Annotated in this window: 20 protein-coding genes; 6 read left to right on the forward strand and 14 right to left on the reverse strand. The window is 64.1% G+C overall.

What is annotated here, in order from left to right; all coding sequences use genetic code 11:
- Positions 1-15: 15 nt before the first annotated feature.
- Complete coding sequence (nucS, locus tag P2T57_RS15435; protein ID WP_276300104.1) at positions 16-831, reverse strand: endonuclease NucS; 816 nt, start codon at positions 829-831, stop codon at positions 16-18.
- A 79-nt stretch (positions 832-910) separates the two neighbouring features.
- A complete protein-coding gene (locus P2T57_RS15440) occupies positions 911-1,504 on the reverse strand; it encodes a DUF6735 family protein (RefSeq protein ID WP_276300105.1) in 594 nt (197 codons plus the stop codon).
- Between the two features lie 430 nt (positions 1,505-1,934).
- Here P2T57_RS15440 and P2T57_RS15445 point away from each other — a divergent pair, with 430 nt between their 5' ends.
- Positions 1,935-2,258 (forward strand): DUF7344 domain-containing protein, encoded by a 324-nt coding sequence (locus tag P2T57_RS15445; RefSeq protein ID WP_276300106.1) that lies wholly within the window; start codon positions 1,935-1,937, stop codon positions 2,256-2,258.
- Positions 2,259-2,288: 30 nt separating this feature from the next.
- Here the strand turns inward: P2T57_RS15445 and P2T57_RS15450 are convergent, their stop codons facing one another.
- From P2T57_RS15450 to mutS, 3 genes are all read right to left on the reverse strand, one after another.
- A complete protein-coding gene (locus P2T57_RS15450) occupies positions 2,289-2,663 on the reverse strand; it encodes a winged helix-turn-helix transcriptional regulator (protein ID WP_276300107.1) in 375 nt (124 codons plus the stop codon).
- A gap of 69 nt (positions 2,664-2,732) precedes the next feature.
- Positions 2,733-3,116 (reverse strand): DUF7522 family protein, encoded by a 384-nt coding sequence (locus tag P2T57_RS15455; RefSeq protein ID WP_276300108.1) that lies wholly within the window; start codon positions 3,114-3,116, stop codon positions 2,733-2,735.
- A gap of 65 nt (positions 3,117-3,181) precedes the next feature.
- Positions 3,182-5,827, reverse strand: a complete 2,646-nt coding sequence (gene mutS / locus P2T57_RS15460) for a DNA mismatch repair protein MutS (protein WP_276300109.1) — start codon at positions 5,825-5,827, stop codon at positions 3,182-3,184.
- Positions 5,828-6,025: 198 nt separating this feature from the next.
- Here mutS and P2T57_RS15465 point away from each other — a divergent pair, with 198 nt between their 5' ends.
- Positions 6,026-6,406, forward strand: coding sequence for a thioredoxin family protein (locus tag P2T57_RS15465; RefSeq protein ID WP_276300110.1), 381 nt, complete (start codon positions 6,026-6,028; stop codon positions 6,404-6,406).
- A gap of 133 nt (positions 6,407-6,539) precedes the next feature.
- On the opposite strand, the gene P2T57_RS15470 is transcribed toward P2T57_RS15465, so the two are convergent.
- A complete protein-coding gene (locus tag P2T57_RS15470; protein ID WP_276300111.1) occupies positions 6,540-6,683 on the reverse strand; it encodes a hypothetical protein in 144 nt (47 codons plus the stop codon).
- Between the two features lie 8 nt (positions 6,684-6,691).
- On the opposite strand from P2T57_RS15470, the gene P2T57_RS15475 reads away from it, so the two are divergent.
- Positions 6,692-7,327 (forward strand): DsbA family oxidoreductase, encoded by a 636-nt coding sequence (locus P2T57_RS15475; protein WP_276300112.1) that lies wholly within the window; start codon positions 6,692-6,694, stop codon positions 7,325-7,327.
- Positions 7,328-7,417: 90 nt separating this feature from the next.
- Positions 7,418-8,335 carry a hypothetical protein gene (locus tag P2T57_RS15480; protein ID WP_276300113.1) on the forward strand — a complete coding sequence of 306 codons (918 nt, stop codon included), beginning with the start codon at positions 7,418-7,420 and terminating at the stop codon, positions 8,333-8,335.
- Here the strand turns inward: P2T57_RS15480 and P2T57_RS15485 are convergent.
- From P2T57_RS15485 to P2T57_RS15495, 3 genes are all read right to left on the reverse strand, one after another.
- On the reverse strand, positions 8,332-8,616 hold the full coding sequence (locus P2T57_RS15485; protein ID WP_276300114.1) for a hypothetical protein: 285 nt from the start codon (positions 8,614-8,616) through the stop codon (positions 8,332-8,334). The genes P2T57_RS15480 and P2T57_RS15485 overlap by 4 nt on opposite strands.
- A gap of 73 nt (positions 8,617-8,689) precedes the next feature.
- Positions 8,690-9,799 carry a hypothetical protein gene (locus tag P2T57_RS15490; protein WP_276300115.1) on the reverse strand — a complete coding sequence of 370 codons (1,110 nt, stop codon included), beginning with the start codon at positions 9,797-9,799 and terminating at the stop codon, positions 8,690-8,692.
- Between the two features lie 69 nt (positions 9,800-9,868).
- Complete coding sequence (locus tag P2T57_RS15495; RefSeq protein ID WP_276300116.1) at positions 9,869-10,408, reverse strand: VIT1/CCC1 transporter family protein; 540 nt, start codon at positions 10,406-10,408, stop codon at positions 9,869-9,871.
- A gap of 156 nt (positions 10,409-10,564) precedes the next feature.
- On the opposite strand from P2T57_RS15495, the gene gfo6 reads away from it, so the two are divergent.
- Positions 10,565-11,647 carry a D-xylose 1-dehydrogenase Gfo6 gene (gene gfo6, locus P2T57_RS15500; RefSeq protein WP_276300117.1) on the forward strand — a complete coding sequence of 361 codons (1,083 nt, stop codon included), beginning with the start codon at positions 10,565-10,567 and terminating at the stop codon, positions 11,645-11,647.
- 248 nt (positions 11,648-11,895) lie between these two features.
- On the opposite strand, the gene P2T57_RS15505 is transcribed toward gfo6, so the two are convergent.
- From P2T57_RS15505 to P2T57_RS15515, 3 genes are all read right to left on the reverse strand, one after another.
- Positions 11,896-12,465, reverse strand: coding sequence for a DoxX family protein (locus P2T57_RS15505; protein WP_276300118.1), 570 nt, complete (start codon positions 12,463-12,465; stop codon positions 11,896-11,898).
- A gap of 115 nt (positions 12,466-12,580) precedes the next feature.
- Positions 12,581-13,414 carry an SAMP-activating enzyme E1 gene (ubaA, locus tag P2T57_RS15510; protein WP_276300119.1) on the reverse strand — a complete coding sequence of 278 codons (834 nt, stop codon included), beginning with the start codon at positions 13,412-13,414 and terminating at the stop codon, positions 12,581-12,583.
- An 84-nt stretch (positions 13,415-13,498) separates the two neighbouring features.
- A complete protein-coding gene (locus P2T57_RS15515) occupies positions 13,499-14,089 on the reverse strand; it encodes a 50S ribosomal protein L15e (protein WP_276300120.1) in 591 nt (196 codons plus the stop codon).
- Positions 14,090-14,452: 363 nt separating this feature from the next.
- Here P2T57_RS15515 and P2T57_RS15520 point away from each other — a divergent pair, with 363 nt between their 5' ends.
- Positions 14,453-14,599 (forward strand): DUF1328 family protein, encoded by a 147-nt coding sequence (locus P2T57_RS15520; RefSeq protein WP_420028545.1) that lies wholly within the window; start codon positions 14,453-14,455, stop codon positions 14,597-14,599.
- Between the two features lie 123 nt (positions 14,600-14,722).
- On the opposite strand, the gene P2T57_RS15525 is transcribed toward P2T57_RS15520, so the two are convergent.
- Positions 14,723-15,658, reverse strand: a complete 936-nt coding sequence (locus P2T57_RS15525) for a hypothetical protein (protein WP_276300122.1) — start codon at positions 15,656-15,658, stop codon at positions 14,723-14,725.
- A gap of 201 nt (positions 15,659-15,859) precedes the next feature.
- A complete protein-coding gene (locus P2T57_RS15530) occupies positions 15,860-16,771 on the reverse strand; it encodes a serine/threonine-protein kinase RIO2 (RefSeq protein WP_276300123.1) in 912 nt (303 codons plus the stop codon).
- Positions 16,772-16,892 lie beyond the last annotated feature (121 nt).

Raw genomic sequence — 16,892 nt, forward strand, 5'->3', positions numbered from 1 at the left:
ACGAGGGGTCGCCGGTCACTCCGGCGGGCCGAGGGAGACGAACTCCAGTCCCCTCTTGCCGAGTAATTTCCGCGCTCGCTCGGTCACCGACGGCGAGACCAGAATCCCGCGAATCTCGGCGTCCGCGTGGAGGTCCCGGTCCAGCGCCTCGACGTAGCGCGCGAGTTGGCCCACCGCGTCCGGCCCGACTCGCTTGCGCTTGAGTTCGACCACGATGGTCTTGCCGTCCCGGTCCTCGCCGTAGATGTCCACCGCGCCGGCGGGGGTCTCGCGCTCGGTGGCCAGCGGTCGGAACCCCGGTTCCACGAGGTCCGGGTCGTCCAAGATTCGCTGGCGGAGGTCCTCCTCGGTGCCTCGGAGGGCGAGGTCACGCTGGTCGGTCACGTCGAAGGTGGCGACCTGTTGGACCTGCTCGAAGGCGACGAGGAGTTCCTCGTCGGGCGACGACCGCACGCTCCGAATCCGGAACTGGCCGTCCTCGACGCCGGCCTCGTGGGCGCACCCCGGCGGTTGCCAGTTGACGGGTTTCTGGCCCTCGTCGGTGTGGACCAGCGCGGTCCCGTCGGGTTTGAGGACGACCAGTCGGTCGCCGGGACCGAGGGTGCTGACAGCGCGGCCCTCGTACTCGACGGTACACCGGCCGAAGACGGTAATCATCTCGGCGCGGTCGATTGCGGTGGCGACTCGGGCGCGGGCCTCCTCGGCGTCGGGTCGGTGGAGGGTGTCGCTCTCGGCGGGATGCTCCCCAGAGCCATCGCTGGTCGAGTCGCCGTCCGCGGGGTCGCTGTCTGCGGAATCACCGCTTGCGGGGTCGCCGTCTGCGAATGTCACTATCCCGGCGTAGGCGGCGAGCGCACTAAAGCGGCCCGCGTCGGCGAGGTGACGAGCAGGCAGACAGTCGAAGGGCCGCTCAGTCGGGCAGAATCACCTCCCGGTCGGCGTCCCACGCCGTCACGCGCTCGGCGAGGTAGTCGGTCGCCTCGGCGGGCGAGAAGCACTCGCGGTCCACCGCGTCGCCGACCACGGTTTTAGTTCCGCGGAACCACCCCCGGAAGTAGTCGGCGTCGTCGCCGACTGCGACCAGCGCGCCGTGGCCGACCGTCTCGCTTCGCTCGACCTCCTCGCAGTCGCCTTCGAGGCCGAACCAGCAGACGTGGAAGGCCGTGGTCTCGTAGTCGGTCCCGACGCGGTAGACGGCCTCGTGGTGGAGGAAATCGAGGTGTTCGCCGACGATTTCGGCGAGCGAGCAGTCGGTGGCTATCGGTTCGGGGTCCACCGCGAACGACGAGTCCGTGGCGAAGGGGGTATCAGCAGAGAGGCGACCGCACAGCGCGAAGTCGGCCCCGCCCCAGTGAGAGCGATGGAGGTCGTAGCGGGGGTCCTCGGCGGTTTCGTCGGCCTCGCGGGAGAGCGGCCGGTCGGCGTCGTCGAAGGGTGGTGTGTCGTCGGCGGGTCCATCGTCGGTGTCGTCGCGGCGGTAAGCCAGCAGTGCGCGGTGTCCCATCGGGGCGAGTTGGCCGCCCCTTTCGATTTAAATCTACGCTGGACCGGCGGGCAGTATTTCGATACGTGTCTAACCGTCGGTTGCTCCTCGTCGGCGTGAACAAACAGTCCGAAAGACAATCTTTTGATTTCTAAAGCCGTCTAAACATTCCTGAAGGAACTGTAAAAGTGTCCGAACCTATCCGTCACGACCGCGACCGAGGACCTCCTCGGCAACCGTTCCACGCGGCGGTTGGCGCTATCCATCCTGCGCCCAATCGGCGCGCGAGCAAGCGAGGCCACCATCGGGGTCGGGAAATCGCGCTCATCTGTCGGCCTGAACCACCGAGGCGGAATTTCGGGGCCTCGACCGCCGGAAGTCCCCTTTTAAACTCCGTGAGTGGTGAACCCCGCCGCTTTTTATCGTGACCGGCGTACTTAGTCAGGATTGAATGGGTAACGAACGTCAAAATCTAGTCGGCGACGCGCTGAATCACCCCCGACGACGCGCGGTGATTCGCCGTTTGGTCACCAAGTACCTCCCGATACCCGTTCCCTCGTTCGCAACGTATCTCGCTCTCTCTCAGTTTCCCGACGCCGAAACCGACGATTTCGAGGCCTTCCGGGCCGAGGTGTACGACGAACTCGTCCGGACCCACCTGCCGAAACTCCACGAGGCCGGTATCGTGGACTACGACCCCGAGGTCGGTGACGGCGTTATCGACGAGGGACCGGAGTTCGAACGCGCCGTGGCGCTCGTGGAGCGTCCGGCGTAGCGCCTCGTCTGTCTCGCACTTTTCCCGGACTCAGGCGATGGCTTCCTCCTCGTCGTCGGCCGAGACGAGGTGTTCCATCCCCCAGTCGCGCATCTCGTAGATGAGCGGTTCCAGCGACTCGCCCTGTTCTGTCAGCGAGTAGTTCACCCGAACCGGCTTTTCGCTCACGATTTCGCGGTTCACTAACTGCTTCTCCTCCAAATCGTCGAGGCTGTCCGAGAGGACCTTGCTGGAGATGCCCCCAACGTCGTCTTTGAGTTCGTTGAACCCCATCGGCCCGCCGTCGAGGAGTCGGTGGATGACCACGGGGTGCCACTTCTTGCCGACCAGCGTCGCAGTCGCGGTAATCGGACACCACTCCTTGCCGGCGCACCAGATTGGCAGTCTCTCCTCGGAGTCGCTCATGCGGGGCGGTACTCCCGCCGGGCAAAAATAGTTACTTCTTCCCATCTAGTTACCGAGAGTAACCGACCCTCAATCTTCTCGGAGCGTCTCGACGCACTCGTCCAGAAAGTCGGGGTACTGAAAGCTCGCGTCGGGTTCGAGTTTGACCACGACCCCGCGATTCCGCGAGAGGTAGAGGTGGACCGCCGTGGCCTTCTCGTGGCGCAGGAGCATGGCTTTCGCCTCCCCGAGATGGAAGTAGACGTCCTCTACGTGTTCGCGGTTGAACACCGCCAGCGACCGGTGGATGATGGTGTCGAGTTCGAGGCCCGAGAGGTCGGCTTTGAGGTCGCCGCGGATGTAGCGCACGTCGTAGGAGTAGTCGTCGCTGTCGAAGGAGGCGACCCACCGGAGTCGGTCGCCGAACGTCTCTTCGAGGTCGTCCGTGAGTCGGTCGTACCGGGGTTTCGGCATGGAGGGACGCACGAGACGAATGCTCAAAAGCGTTCGTGGCGGGCGGGTCGCCATCGGGTCCGCTCTCACTCCACGTCGCGCTTGAGTTCGGCGAGTTCGTTCATCGCCTCCAAGGGCGTCATCGTCGCCACGTCCATGTCCCGGAGTCGCTCCGCCAGCGCGTCCGCCGACCCGTCGGCCACCGCCTCGGGCGTGGGGCTTTGGTCCGGTTCGGGCGCTCGTTCCGCCTCTCGCTCGTCGTCCGCCACGCCGGCAGACTCGGGGTGCGTCTCGCTGAGCAAGTCCCGAGCGCGCTCCACCACGTCGTCCGGGACGCCGGCCTCCCGAGCGACCTGCACGCCGTAGGAGGCCGTGGCCGCTCCTCGGCGCACGTCGTGGTCGAACGAGACCTCCTCGTCTGTCTGGTCCGCGGCGAAGTGGAGGTTGAACGCGCGAGGCAGTTCGTCGGCGGTTTCGGTGAGTTCGTGGTGATGGGTCGCAAAGAGGGTGAGAGCGCCGATTTCGTCGTGGACGTACTCGGTGACGGCGCGGGCGATGGCGAGGCCGTCGGTGGTGCTGGTGCCCCGGCCCACTTCGTCCAGCAGGACCAGCGACTCGTCGGTCGCGCTCCGGAGAATCGAGGAGAGTTCGACCATCTCGACCATGAAGGTGGAGCGTCCTCCGGCGATGTCGTCGCTCGCGCCGACTCGGGTGAACACCCTGTCTACCGGGTCGATGCGGGCGCTGGCGGCGGGGACGAAGCTACCGGTCTGGGCGAGGACGGTGACGAGAGCCACCTGTCGCATGTAGGTCGATTTGCCCGACATGTTCGGCCCGGTGATGACCGCGAAGGCCGACTCGGGGTCGAGGTGGGCGTCGTTGGGCACGAACGACTGCTGGGTGCGCTCGACCACCGGGTGACGACCGCCCTCGATGTGGATGCCGTCGCCGCCGATTTTGGGCCGGGCGTAGTCCCGCGTGGCGGCGACTTCCGCGAGGGCGGCCAGCACGTCCACTTCGGCGAGGGCGTCGGCGAGGGCTTGGACGCGCTCGGATTCGTCTGCGACCTCGCTCCGCACTTCGCGGAACAGTTCGTGTTCGAGGTCGTCGGCCCGGTTCTCGGCGCGCAGAATCTCGTCCTCGCGCTCCTTGAGTTCGGGGGTGTAGAACCGCTCGGAGTTCTTGAGCGTCTGTCTGCGGTTGTAGTCGTCGGGCACCGAATCGAGGTTCGGGTTCGTGACCTCGATGTAGTAGCCGTGGACCGAGTTGTGCCCGACCTTCAGCGAGTCGATGCCGGTGCGCTCGCGCTCCTGCTGTTCGAGGCTGTCTATCCACGCTTTGCCCTCGCGTTCGGTCTCTCTCAGCGAATCGAGTTCGTCGTCGTAGCCCTCCCGAATCACGTCGCCCTCGGTAATCTCGCGGGGCGGGTTCTCCCGAATCGCTCGCTCGACGAGATTTCGCACGTCCGCCAACTCGTCCAGACGCTCGCGGAGTTCGGCGAGTTTCGGACTCTCGAAGTCGGCCATCTCGGCCTTGAGTTCGGGCACCACGTCGAGGGTGTCCTTGAGCGACCGGAGGTCCCGAGCGTTGGCCCGACCGCGGGAGATTCTGGCGATGAGACGCTCGATGTCGTACACGTCCCGGAGGAGTTCCCGGACCTCCTCGCGGGCCTGTAGGTTGTGGGTCCACTCCTCGACGGCGTCGAGTCGGGCCTCGATGCGGTCGGGTTCGAGGAGGGGCCGCCGAAGCCAGTCTTTCAACTTCCGACTTCCGAGCGCGCAGGAGGTCTCGTCCAGCACCCCCAGCAGGGTCACGTCGTCGTCGCCGTGGACCGTCCGGCGGTCGAACAGTTCGAGGCTTGAGAGCGCCACCCGGTCCAACAGCATGTACTCGCGGGGTTCGTACCGAGTGAGGTGGTTGAGGTAGTCGAGGTGGCCGCCGTCGTCGGCGTCCACTCCCTCGCTGTCCCCCGCCACGCCGCCGCGGGTGTACTCGGCGTAGGCCAGCAGGGCACCGCAGGCCCGGATTTCCACGTCGGCGGTGAGTCGCGCGTCGGGGGACCCGAAGTAGCTCTCGACCTTCTCGGCCGCTGTCTCGAACTCGAACGCCTCTGGGTCGTGGGGCGTCACCATGCAGTCGGCGTCGAAGGGGTCGGCGGTGGTCTCGGGTTCCACGATGGCCTCCGCCGGGGCGAATCGGCTTACCTCGTCGGCGACGGTTTCGGCTCTGCGGGTGCTGGTCGCGTAGAAGTCGCCGGTCGAAACGTCCAGCAGGGCCAGTCCGTATCTGTCGGGGTCCTCGGTCAGGCACGCCACGAAGTTGTTGTCGTCGGTATCGAGGAGTTCGTCCTCTGTCAAGGTGCCCGGCGTGACGACGCGGGTGACTGCCCTATCGACGACGCCGGTGGTCTCCTCGGGTTCCTGCACTTGGTCTGCGACGGCGACCCGGTAGCCAGCGTCCAGTAAGGTCTCGATGTACGACTCGGCGCTGTCGATGGGGATGCCCGCCATCGGGTAAGTGCCGGTCGAGTCCTCGCGCTGTGTCAGCGCGATTTCGAGGAGTCTGGCCGTCCGTTCGGCGGCCTCGCAGAAGGTTTCGTAGAAATCGCCGACCTGAAAGAGGACGAGCGAGTCGTCGTACCGCCGACAGAGTTCGAAGTACTGGCTCATCATCGGCGTCAACTCGTCCTCGTTCTCGGCCATCTTCTCGGGTTCCCCCAGCGCCGCGTCCATGGGTGCAAGTAGAGTGGTCCCAGCCCAATAAGCAATCGGAACTCGGCGAGGGGACGGCGATTCGTGGGTCGGATAGACGGCCGGACTTGCTAACTTTGCGGTCGTCGCCGTCGCTTTCCCGGACTGGTGGCCGACTCGGAACCGACAGAATCACGGGCGGACGGAAGGGCTAACCTTCGGTAGCGACTACGAACGGCCATGAATCAAGCCACCGACAAGCCGGTCCACCTCGAAGACGCCGACGACCTCGACGCCTTCGTCGCCGACAACGACCTCGCGCTGGTCGATTTCTACACCGAGGGGTGTTCGCTCTGTCAGGCCATCGAACCCGTGGTGGGCAACGTCGCTCGCGCCACCGACGTCGCCGTCGCGCTCTGCAATCCCCGCGACGACCCGCCGCTGATAGAGCGCTTCGACGTGCGGAGCGTGCCGACCCTCCTGCTGTTCGAGGACGGCGAACTGGTCGACAAGATGGCCGACGGGTTCCAAGGCACCGATGCCGTCGTGGAGTTCGTGGAGCGTCGTGGCGAGGACGCCGACAGCGACGGGGCGACCGCCGCGGAGAGCGACGACGAGTAACAGTAGGGAATGACGCGCTGGGCTCTCGGGTAACTACACATTTCCTAAAGACAATAGTAGATTTTTAAAGGAATTGTTCCATTGTCTCCGGTGGACGCGCAGTTATCGCGTGACCACCGCGCCCGCAACTCGACTACTCCTGCAACTCGATTTCGATGGCGACCATTCCCTCGGTCGTCCGCTGGCAGTCAGTCGCCCGGTTTCCGACTGGCGCGCCACCGAGGAGATACCGGAAATCCCGACCGCCGAGCGTCCGCTTTTGGGTCCGCGGACCCAACCTCGCCCGTGAGCCAGCAATCCACCGACGCCCTGTCGATTTACTCCGATTACGTCTGCCCGTTCTGCTACCTCGGCAAGGCCGCGATGGAGGAGTACCGCCAGCAAGCCGACGACCCGCCCGAGGTCGAGTGGCGCTTCTACGACCTCCGGGGGTACAAGCGCAACCCCGACGGGAGCATCGACCACGACGTAGCCGACGGCAAGGACGACGACTACTTCGAACAGGTCCGGGAGAACGTCGAGCGACTCAAGAACCGCTACGACGTGGAGATGGACCTCGACTTCTCGACGGACGTGGACTCGTGGAACGCCCAGCAGGCCGCCCTCTACGTCCGCCAGAGCTACGACGAGGACACCTTCCTCGACTTCCACGAATCCGTCTTCGAGGTCCTCTGGCAGGAGGGTCGGGACATCGGCGACCCGGACGTGCTGGCCGACATCGCCGACGAGACCGGCATCGACTCCGAGGAAATCCGGGATGCGACCGACGACGAGACGCTCGAAGCCGAACTCCGCGAGCGGTTCGAGCAGGCCCAGCAGGCCGGCGTCTCGGGCATTCCGACCTTCGTCTACGAGGGCCACGCCGCCCGCGGCGCGATTCCGCCCGAGCAGTTCGAGCGACTGATCGAAGGCGGCCAGTAACTTCCGAAATCGAGTCAGTCGTCGCTATTTTCGATAATGGAAGGGTAGAACAGGAAACCATAATTACAAGCACGATATAACGTGGGTCAAATGGCCGTAAGTCGAATATTCAATCAGTTCACCCTTTTCGACATCTTCGGTAATCTTATTCCCGGAACCATCGTCTTGGCCGCGCTCGTTTCCGTCTTTCCGATGGAAAACGTGACGCAAATCGCCTCCGCACCGCTCGGAATTCAGTTCCTCCTCGCCATCATCGCGTTCGCACTCGGTCACGTTATCCAGCAACACGCCTCCGAAGCGGCGGGCAAACGTGAAACGTTCAAGTTCACTATCCTCTCTGCCCAATCGTACGATACGTCTCCCTCGACTGGAGTAGACGACTACGACGGCAATCAAAGGCGTCTCTATCTGCCGTACTATTACTGGAACGAGTGTATCGGGGACCCAGTTCGTGAATACGTCGGCCAATCTCTCGTGGGTCGAATCACCGTTTTCCCTGCTCGTCTCTATCGGTCGGTCATCGAGGCCGTACTCTTGGTCAAAGTGAAAAAAGACGAACCGCTCCCCGACAACCGGTTGGCGAGTAAAGTTTGGAAAATTTGTAAGAAGAAGTACCGTCTGGACAACAACTACAACAACTACGGTGACCTCCTCCATCTCATTTCGAGCGACTTGGAAAACCACGGCACGTCCCGCGCGTTACGATTTCAAGCGATTCGAAATTTCCAGCGCGGAATGTGGATTGCCTGCTTCTATGCTTCCGTCCTCTACTTCTGGGTCGAGTTTTCCCAGTTTCTTCCGAGACTGTTCTATGATTGGCTTTCCGTAATCGGTATTCAACCGTGGACGCCCGCGATACTCGACATCTGGAGTCCCGTCTGGACGCTTTGGCTCCTTACTGGAATTGTCTCGTACTCCTTCTGGGAACTCAAGGAGAAGTACGAAGAAGAGTTCATAGAATACCTTTTCACCGATTACGTCACGTCTCAGTCGGGAGAATTGGCCTAAGACCGAGCGACGGCGTTGTTTAACTGCTTTTTCGGTTCGTCGGTGATTTCCGCGAAACGCCACACCGTGTGACGCTTATCCTGACTCTTCAGAGTGGCTATAATCGTCTCGCCCTCGTTCAACTCCTCAACCCGATTTTTTAGTTTCGAGTCGTACTGCGCGTTCATCTCTACTGCCACGAGGTATCCCGAGCGTTGTGGGTGCAGGTCTTCGAGCCACACGTCTCCCTGCGAATCGACAATATCTTCCACCCGATAACGCGACGTAACCTCGTGACTCATTGTACAATGGGTTCTCTATTCCACGGTATATGATTGTTGTGGAAACCGGCATAAACAAAGGGAACGGCCGGGTTCATGCTACACTTCGCCCGGACCGGACCAGATTCCCGGCCAGCAGGCCGACGCTCACGACGAAGAACAGCGCGCCGAGCGGCGAGGCCAAATCCACGAACAGCCAGTAGAGCGGCGCGGCCGCGGCGGGACCCACCGAGACCACGGCCATCTCGGCGAGAACCGGGCCACAGCAACAGCAGGCGTTGGGCGCGGCGACGGCCGCCGACCCGGCGGTGGCCTCTGCCCCGCCGCCCGACGAGTTTGCTCGCCACTGGGAGGCTAGCAGGGCGGCGTTGAGTCCCACGAGGACCGCCACCAGTCCGACCAGCAGGCCCATCCCGACAGAGACGACGCCGCTGAGGGGCGCGGTCCCGAGGAAGTCGTGGAAGTGGAACTCGACCGCGGGCCAGTAGACCAGCGGGTTCGTGACCTGCGAGGTCGTGACGAAACTGGATTCGAGTTCGACGCCGCGGCCGGGTTCGGGCACGAAGGTCAACATCCCCATCGAGAACATGAAGAACAGGCCCGCGACGACGCCCGTGCCGGTTCCGAACCACCTGCTCGGTCGGTCGGCGAGCGCCCGGCCGACCAGACCGCGAGCGTCGCGCCAGACGACGTAGCCGACCGTCACGGGGACCGAAAGCGCCAGCAGGTAGCCCAGCGGGTTGGTCAGCGACCCCGGCACGACGACTGGGTAGGCGACCCACAGGCCCAACAGCATCCCGAGCGCGGCGTACCGAGGCCGGTCGGGCCACTGCATCCGACCGACGACGAGGCTTCCGACCACGATTGCGAGGCCGATACCGAGCGTCAGCGGGCCGTACCACGCCCTCGCAATCGGGGGCTGACTGGCCGCGAGCGATTCGACCGGCGAGAGTTGCACGAGTCCAATCGCGCCGACCGCGGCCACCGCGAGGCCGGCGAACGCGCCCGACAGCGCGGCCGTCGCCGAGGTCCGCCGGCGCGCGTAGCCGCTTCCGACCGCGACGACGACGCCGACCAGAAGGACCGCGAGCGCGAGCCATTGGGGCATCGGCGGCGCGGCCTCGCCGCCGTGGGCCGACGCGACCGGCATCGCGGCGAGCGCGGCGAACAGCGTCCCTCCTCGGGCGACAGAACGAGTGTTCATGGGCGGGACTCGGCGTCGGAGCGATTTGTATTCGTTGCATCCCGGATTGGCGGTCGGACTGATGTCTCGTCACGCCGCACCAGCCAGCAGGTCGCCGACGACGAACGCGACCACCGCCGCGAGCATCCCGATGGCGAACATCTCCGCACCGCTCCGGAGCCATCCCCGGTCGGTCACGAGGCTCCGACTCGCGCCGACGACGAAGAACGTGACGCCCGTGACCGCGACGGCTGACGGGAACAGCGGCCGGACCGCCAGCGCGTAGGGAATCAGCGGCATCACCCCCGCGAGGACGAACGCGACGAAGGTGGCCAGCGCGGTACTGGCGGGGGATTTACCGTCGGCCTCGGCCGCCGAGGAGTCGCCGCGACTCTCTCGATAGGCGAGTTCCGACTGCCTGCTCAGGTAGTTGCTCATCCCCATCGAGAAGCCGTCGGCAAAGAGGTTGGCCGCGCCCAGCACGAGGACGATGGAGGGCGACAGCGATGCACCCGCGACGCCCGCCACGACGGCGAACGTGGTCACGATGCCGTCGTTCGCGCCGTAGACGAACTCCGCGATGTACGCGCCGGACCGCTCGGCGTCGTCGCCCAGCAGGACTTCCAACATGCCGAGGAGTACGCGACCATCCGCAAAGAATCTCGGCGTCGTGGAGAAATCCCTGCAAACGGTCGGGAGCGATATAAACTCGAAAGCAATGATTTTGTTGCTCTGGCTCGCTCGGGTCGCCGAAAGCTACGTCCGCGTGGCCGCCGACCCTCCGCTATGGACGACGCCCTCTCGGAGTTCGGCCGGCGCGACTGGCAGACCGAATCGGACCTCGAACTCCTGCGGTTCGCCATGATAGGGTTGGGGTGGTGGACCCGCGAGGAGGCCATTCCCGCCACGGAACAGAGCGACTGGTGCGAGACCACCGTGGTCGTCAGCGGCGACCACGACAAGGCTGAGGACGTGGCCGAGTCCGCGGAGCGCGCCGAGACAGCCATCACCTACGACGAGTTCCACGACGGCGCGGCAACCGACGAGTACGATGCAGTCTACATCGCCACGCCGAACGCCAAGCACCTCGAATTCGCGGAGTCGGCCGCCGAGTTCGGCAAGGCTGTTCTCTGCGAGAAACCGATGGAGGCGACCCCCGAACGCGCCCGCCGGATGGTCGGGACCTGCGAGGACGCCGACGTTCCGCTCATGGTCGCCTACCGGATGCAGACCGAACCCGCGGTCCGCCGGGCGCGGGAACTCGTCCAGAACGGTGCCATCGGCGACCCCGTGCTGGTCCACGGGAGCATGTCCCAGCGCCTGCTGGAGATGATTCCCAACCCCGACCAGTGGCGACTGAATCCCGACCTCTCGGGGCCGGGAGCGTCCGTGATGGACCTCGGTATCTATCCCCTGAACACCGCTCGGTTCGTCCTCGACGCCGAACCCGCCGAAGTCTCGGCGTTCGCCCGGTCAGACGACGACGCCTTCGACGACGTGCCCGACGAGGTTGCCACCTTTGAGATTCGCTTCGACGACGGCACTCTCTCGGCCTGCTCGGCAAGCCAGAACGCCGCCCAGTCGAGTCACCTCAAAGTCGTCGGCACCGAGGGCGAGGTCAGCGTCGAACCTGCGTTCTTCGACCGCCAGAACCGGAAGTTCGCGCTCGAAGTCGGTGGCAACCGGGCCAACGTTGAGTACGAGCAGGTTGACCAGATGCTGGAGGAGTTCGACTACTTCGTCCACCAAATTCGGACCGACGGCGAGATTCATCCCGACGGCCGCCACGGCCTGACCGACATCGAGGCCATGCACGCCGTCTACGAGAGCGCCGAGACGGGTTCGACGGTCTCGCTCTCGGATATTTGATATAGCGGGAAACAATTTACCACCGTCTCCTCGCCGAACGTTTATAAACGAAGCCGGGACCAATTCGGGCCACTCTGACGAGTTCCAGCGACAGACGCGAGGCGAATAGACCGCCGAACGACCGGACCCCCGAACGTGGCCACGAGAGGCGCGCTCCGACTCGAAGAATCACGCCGTTCAGTCGTCGCAAGCGCCGCGAGGAGCGACGCGAAGAATAGCGAGTGCCGGAATTCGCCGAAAGAAAGCGTTCAGCCGAGGAGGTAGCCCAGTTTCGGGTACCGCTCGGTCAGGGTCTCGCCGCCGAGGTCGTAGTTCTCGATGATGGCGTCCAGTCCGAGGATGCGGCCCGCGCCGAACGCCGCGACGGCGAGGAACACCAGCATGTACGCGAAGTCCCCGTTGATGAGGCCGTGGGCGACGTCCCAGTTGCTGAAGTAGAACATCAGCATCATGAACGCGCCGAAGAACGCCGCGAGGCGGGTCAGCACGCCCACCAGCAGGGCCATCCCGATGAGGAGTTCGCCCCACGGGACCGCGATGCTGAGGAAGTCAGCGAACCAGACTGTCGAACCCATCCAGTGGAACATCTCGACCAGCGGACTCTCGGCCGGAACCGCGTTCATCAGGTAGCCAGTCGCGCTGAACGGTTCCGCGGCGGTAATCTTGTCCCATCCGGAGTAGAGGAATGCGTAGCCCATCATGAGGCGTAACGCGAGGACGAACCACGCGCTCAGGCTGTGGGCCTTGCCGTGGACCGTGACGCCGCCAATCGTACTCTCGAACTCGTTGACTCGGGTTTTGATGTCAGAAGTTGCCATCGTAGTTCACCTTACAGTTCAACAGACGCACCGGTAGCGTATATAAACAGACACTGATTCCCGGAAAAAGAGAATGAAGAAACCGTGAGACGCGGTCTCAGTCTGTGGCGTGTTGTCAGTCGGCGCTCACCGGGCAGGCCTCCTCGGTGTACTCGACTTGGGCCACCGAGTCGATGGGATTCTCGCCGCAGACCGGACAGTCGGGGTTGGGCTTGAATTCGACCTCCTCGAAACTCATCTCCATCGCGTCGTAGAATATCATCCGACCGTCCAGCAGTTCGGCCGAATCGAGGCCGCCGTCCTCGCAGAGCAGGTACTTGACGGTCTCGGTGGCCTGAATGCACCCGACGGTCCCCGGAAGCACGCCCAGCACGCCGGTACTCGCGCAGTCGGGGACCATCCCTTGGGGTGGGGCCTCGGGGAACAGACACCGGTAGCAGGGTCCCTCGGTGGTGAACGTCGTGACCTGCCCCTCGAACTTGTAAATCGCGCCGTGGGAGAACGGCGTCCCCGAGAGGGTGCAGGCGTCGTTGACCAGATAGCGCGTCCGGAAGTTGTCGCTGGCGTCTACCACGAAGTCGTAGTCCGCGATTAACTCCTCGGCGTTGTCGGGTTCGACGCGGACGTGGTGGGTCCGAACGTCCACGTCGGGGTTGAGGTCGGCCACGAACTCCGCCGCCGACTCGACTTTCGGTCGGCCTACGTCGTCGTTGCCGTGGATAATCTGGCGCTGGAGGTTGCTGAGTTCCACCTCGTCGTCGTCGGCGATGCCCAGTTCGCCGACGCCCGCCGCCGAGAGGTACTGGATGACCGGCGCTCCGAGGCCGCCCGCGCCGACGACCAGCACCGAGGCGTCGAGCAGGGCCTGCTGGCCCTCGGGTCCCACCTCGTCCATGATGATGTGCCGCGAGTAGCGGTCGAGTTGGGTCGGGTCGAGTGAGAGGCTCATAGCCGAGGCTTGGTGGTCTCTGGGTAAAAAAGCGCCGCTGGCCGATGTGAAAGAGTGAAAATTCGAGTGTGTGGTGGGGTGGCGTTACTTCGCGCGACCCTGACCGCCGTTGTTGCTCGGGCGGTTGTGTTCCGTGCCCTTGCCCTTCTGCTGGAGGCCGCGGTTGTCCTGTCCCGCACTGGTCAGGCCCCGGAAGGCCCGACCCTTGTGGGAGTCGTCGCAAATCCAGTTGAGGTCGTCGTCGTTCTGGATGGCACCGTGTTCCGGGTCCAGCAGAATCACTTCGAACCACTTCTGGCTACCGTCCTCGCCGACCCAGTAAGAGTTCAGCACGCGCAGGTTGCGGTACTTCCGGCTGGAACGCTCCTCGGCGATGCGCTGGAGGTTCTTGCGCCGGTAGATGCGGTTGACACCCTGCCGCTTCGAGCGTCGGCCAGCGGTGAACCGCTCCTTGCGGGCCGAGCCTTTGCGAACGCTGACGCGGGCCACGACGACGCCCTGCTTGGCCTTGTAGCCGAGTTCGCGGGCCTTGTCGAGGCGGGTCGGTCGCTCGACTCGCTCGATAGCGCCTTGGTCGCGCCATTCCTGCTTTCGTTGCCACTGGAGTTCGGCGAGATCGCCGTCGTCCGGGTCCTTCCACGCGTCCTTGATGTGGGAGTAGAAGCTTTTTGCCATGTGTATCACCACGGGCGTTGGGTGGTTCAGTCCGCGAGGAGCGGACCACATTCCGTCCTGTGGAAACAGGTGCCCGCTGGTGCCCGTCTACCAGCGAGTTGCCGAAATTTCTCGTCGTCGGGGTTTAAGGGCTTCGTCTTCGCTCTGCGTGGGTTGGTTGCGTCCGGCCGAAACTCCGTTGCAGACCGTTTCATTCACCCGTTTTCGACTGAATCTGACTGCCGATAGATTACTCGGCGGATAACAAAGGTCCCCGAGCGTCAGGTATCCCTATGGCACACACCAACGCCAGCGACCGACCGAGCGGTGACCGAGTGGCCGACGAGCGACCGACCCAGCGCACGGGAGGACGGTAACGTGGCTATCCTCGAACTCGCCATCGCGTTCTTCGTCCTCGCAATCATCGCCGGTGCGGTCGGCGCGGGCGGCGTCGCGGGACTGTCGATGGACGTGGCCAAGTGGCTGGTAATCGTCTTCCTCGTGTTGGCCGTGGTCTCGCTGGTGTTGTGAGACCGCGAGGAGACGCCGGCCGCCGACGCCGCGAGGAGGGCAGTCCGACGTGACGACGGAGGCGTGAGCAGACAGAGGTGAACGTCCTCGGACCGGTCGCAAATAACTGCGGGGCGGAAGCCGTCAGTAGACGACGCCGAACAGGCCGTTCGACGAGTCGTCGTCGCCGTAGCCCGTGCCGTTGGCCACGTCGATGTTGTCGGTCAGGTAGTAGCCGTCGTCGATGGTGCTGTCCCACACGTCGAGGAACGTCCGGCGCGAGTCGGCGAAGCGCCAGTCGTTGTAGCAGTGACACTCGGGGTCGTGGTGGGCCTGCGCGACGACCGCGTAGTCGTCGCTATCGTCGGTCGGCAGGTTGTAGAGGCGGCCGTGCCACTGCGAGGAGGGTCCGGTCGGTTTCGAGGCGTGAACGTCCTGCTTTTTCATCGTCGTACCGTTGTCCAGCAAGACGTATCGGTCGCCGGCGAAGCCTTCCCAGTAGCCGTTCCACGCGGCCTGATTGTACATCTTGGTATCGACCTCGCTGGCGTTCATCCCGAGATAGCGCCGCCAGCCGACGTTGATGGGACCGGTCCGGACCAACTGGTCGCCGTCCTTGTAGACGTACAGCGGGCCGTAGTAGTAGGGCTGGCTCTGGGTGCTCACGTCTCCGGAGGTGGACACGTCGCCAGACGACTGCAACTGCTCACGCTCGGCCTGCTCGGCGGCGGCGTGCTCCTCGGGGGCACCGATGACGGCCGTCTCGCGGTAGGTCCGGGTGAACGCTCGGTCCGGATTCGTGTACTCGGCGGGAATCGCATCGCGGGGGACCTCCTCGGTCTCGAACGAGACGGCCTTGTCGCCGTACCGGCCCACGAGGTCCGAACTCACGAAGCGGTCCTCGTGGCGGTAGGTGTCGCCGTCGGGGACGAACTTGTGGATGCGTCGGCCGGTCGCAGTAATCGGACCCTCGCTGGTCGCAGTGGCCGCGCCAGCGCCGACGACCGTGGTTCCGAGGACGGCCGCGGTCGTTTGCAAGAACTGTCGCCGATTCGTGTTTACGCCGTTTTTATCGTTCATTTTAGACCACGAATAGAACCAATAAATAGAGGATAAAAAAGTTATGTATTAAATAGGTTCGATTTGACAAATTGTGGCGTAACGAGGCGCGAGTGTCGATACTGGGCTACTGACGGGACGAGGAGAGGGGCAGACGACGATTTGGGGCGGTCGAGAAGTCGCTCGAACTGGGGCGACGCCAAAAGTGTGCGGACGCGGACCTCAGGGCGCGTGGTCCCGAACGGTCTCGAAATCGCCGTCGGCGAGCGAGTCGGCCACCGCCGCGATGTCCACGTCGTCGGGGACGAGTCGGGGATACTTCCGGGCAAAGTAGCTGACGATGTTGTCCGCGTCGCGTTCGAGGAACTCGTCGGCGTTCTCGTGGTCGGTCTCGACCGCTTGGGGCCAGTCGAAAATCGTGATGCCCTCGCTGTTGACGAAGACGTTGTACTCGCTCATGTCGGCGTGGACGTAGCCCTCGGCGTAGGCGTCGGCCATCTCCGACAGGATGAGGTCGAGGAGGGGCACGACCTGCTCGTCTTCGAGTTTGGTCCGGGAGAGTTCCACGCCGTCGATTTTCTCCATGACGATAGCGTGGCGGTTGTGGTCCACCGGCCGGGGCACCTTCACGTCGGGGTAGAGACCTTCGAGCGCGTCGTACTCGCGCTCGGCGGCCTTCCGGGCGGTGTAGAACCACGAGACGTGTTCTCGGTCGGAGGTGTAATCGCGCTCCTTCATCACCTCGCGGAAGTTGGTGTAGCCCTCCCGGTGGTACTTCAGCGCGAGCGGTTTGTACGACTGGACCTCGTACACGTCGCTCTCCTTGCCGACGCCGAGGGGCGACCCGAACCCTTCCAACGTCTCGCGCTCGGCGAAGGTGTGGAGCGCCAGCGCGTCGTAGCCCTCGAACTTGAGTCGATAGCCCTCGTACTGAATCGTCTGGCGTTCGACGAGTTCCCGGTCGAGACACCGGTCGAGTCGATAATCTACCTCCTCGGCGGTCAACCGCGAGAACTCCGGCAACTTCTCGCGGGCGACCCACTCCGAGAAGCGCATCCCCTGCTCGATGCCGGACAGCAGATGGAAGTCCTCGGGTTCCAACTCGGCCAGCATGCCCGCGACGTTCTGTACCATCACCGCCCAGTAGACGCCCGGCGGATAAAAGCCCCGCGCAACGCGGCCTCCGACTGTCAGTCGTCCTCCTCGGGCAGAACGTCCCACTTGACTGACGACCTTTTAGCTCTATAAATTATTT

Source organism: Halorussus lipolyticus, from assembly GCF_029338375.1.
Taxonomy (GTDB): Archaea; Halobacteriota; Halobacteria; order Halobacteriales; family Haladaptataceae; genus Halorussus; species Halorussus lipolyticus.

What these genes read in the sequence shown, in the direction of transcription:
- P2T57_RS15440 (WP_276300105.1), bottom strand. Translation starts at nt 1,504, where the DNA reads ATGGGACACCGCGCACTGCTGGCTTACCGCCGCGACGACACCGACGAT.
- P2T57_RS15445 (WP_276300106.1), top strand. Translation starts at nt 1,935, where the DNA reads ATGGGTAACGAACGTCAAAATCTAGTCGGCGACGCGCTGAATCACCCC.
- P2T57_RS15450 (WP_276300107.1), bottom strand. Translation starts at nt 2,663, where the DNA reads ATGAGCGACTCCGAGGAGAGACTGCCAATCTGGTGCGCCGGCAAGGAG.
- P2T57_RS15455 (WP_276300108.1), bottom strand. Translation starts at nt 3,116, where the DNA reads ATGCCGAAACCCCGGTACGACCGACTCACGGACGACCTCGAAGAGACG.
- mutS (WP_276300109.1), bottom strand. Translation starts at nt 5,827, where the DNA reads ATGGACGCGGCGCTGGGGGAACCCGAGAAGATGGCCGAGAACGAGGAC.
- P2T57_RS15465 (WP_276300110.1), top strand. Translation starts at nt 6,026, where the DNA reads ATGAATCAAGCCACCGACAAGCCGGTCCACCTCGAAGACGCCGACGAC.
- P2T57_RS15480 (WP_276300113.1), top strand. Translation starts at nt 7,418, where the DNA reads ATGGCCGTAAGTCGAATATTCAATCAGTTCACCCTTTTCGACATCTTC.
- P2T57_RS15485 (WP_276300114.1), bottom strand. Translation starts at nt 8,616, where the DNA reads ATGAGTCACGAGGTTACGTCGCGTTATCGGGTGGAAGATATTGTCGAT.
- P2T57_RS15490 (WP_276300115.1), bottom strand. Translation starts at nt 9,799, where the DNA reads ATGAACACTCGTTCTGTCGCCCGAGGAGGGACGCTGTTCGCCGCGCTC.
- P2T57_RS15495 (WP_276300116.1), bottom strand. Translation starts at nt 10,408, where the DNA reads ATGTTGGAAGTCCTGCTGGGCGACGACGCCGAGCGGTCCGGCGCGTAC.
- gfo6 (WP_276300117.1), top strand. Translation starts at nt 10,565, where the DNA reads ATGGACGACGCCCTCTCGGAGTTCGGCCGGCGCGACTGGCAGACCGAA.
- P2T57_RS15505 (WP_276300118.1), bottom strand. Translation starts at nt 12,465, where the DNA reads ATGGCAACTTCTGACATCAAAACCCGAGTCAACGAGTTCGAGAGTACG.
- ubaA (WP_276300119.1), bottom strand. Translation starts at nt 13,414, where the DNA reads ATGAGCCTCTCACTCGACCCGACCCAACTCGACCGCTACTCGCGGCAC.
- P2T57_RS15515 (WP_276300120.1), bottom strand. Translation starts at nt 14,089, where the DNA reads ATGGCAAAAAGCTTCTACTCCCACATCAAGGACGCGTGGAAGGACCCG.
- P2T57_RS15525 (WP_276300122.1), bottom strand. Translation starts at nt 15,658, where the DNA reads ATGAACGATAAAAACGGCGTAAACACGAATCGGCGACAGTTCTTGCAA.
- P2T57_RS15530 (WP_276300123.1), bottom strand. Translation starts at nt 16,771, where the DNA reads ATGGTACAGAACGTCGCGGGCATGCTGGCCGAGTTGGAACCCGAGGAC.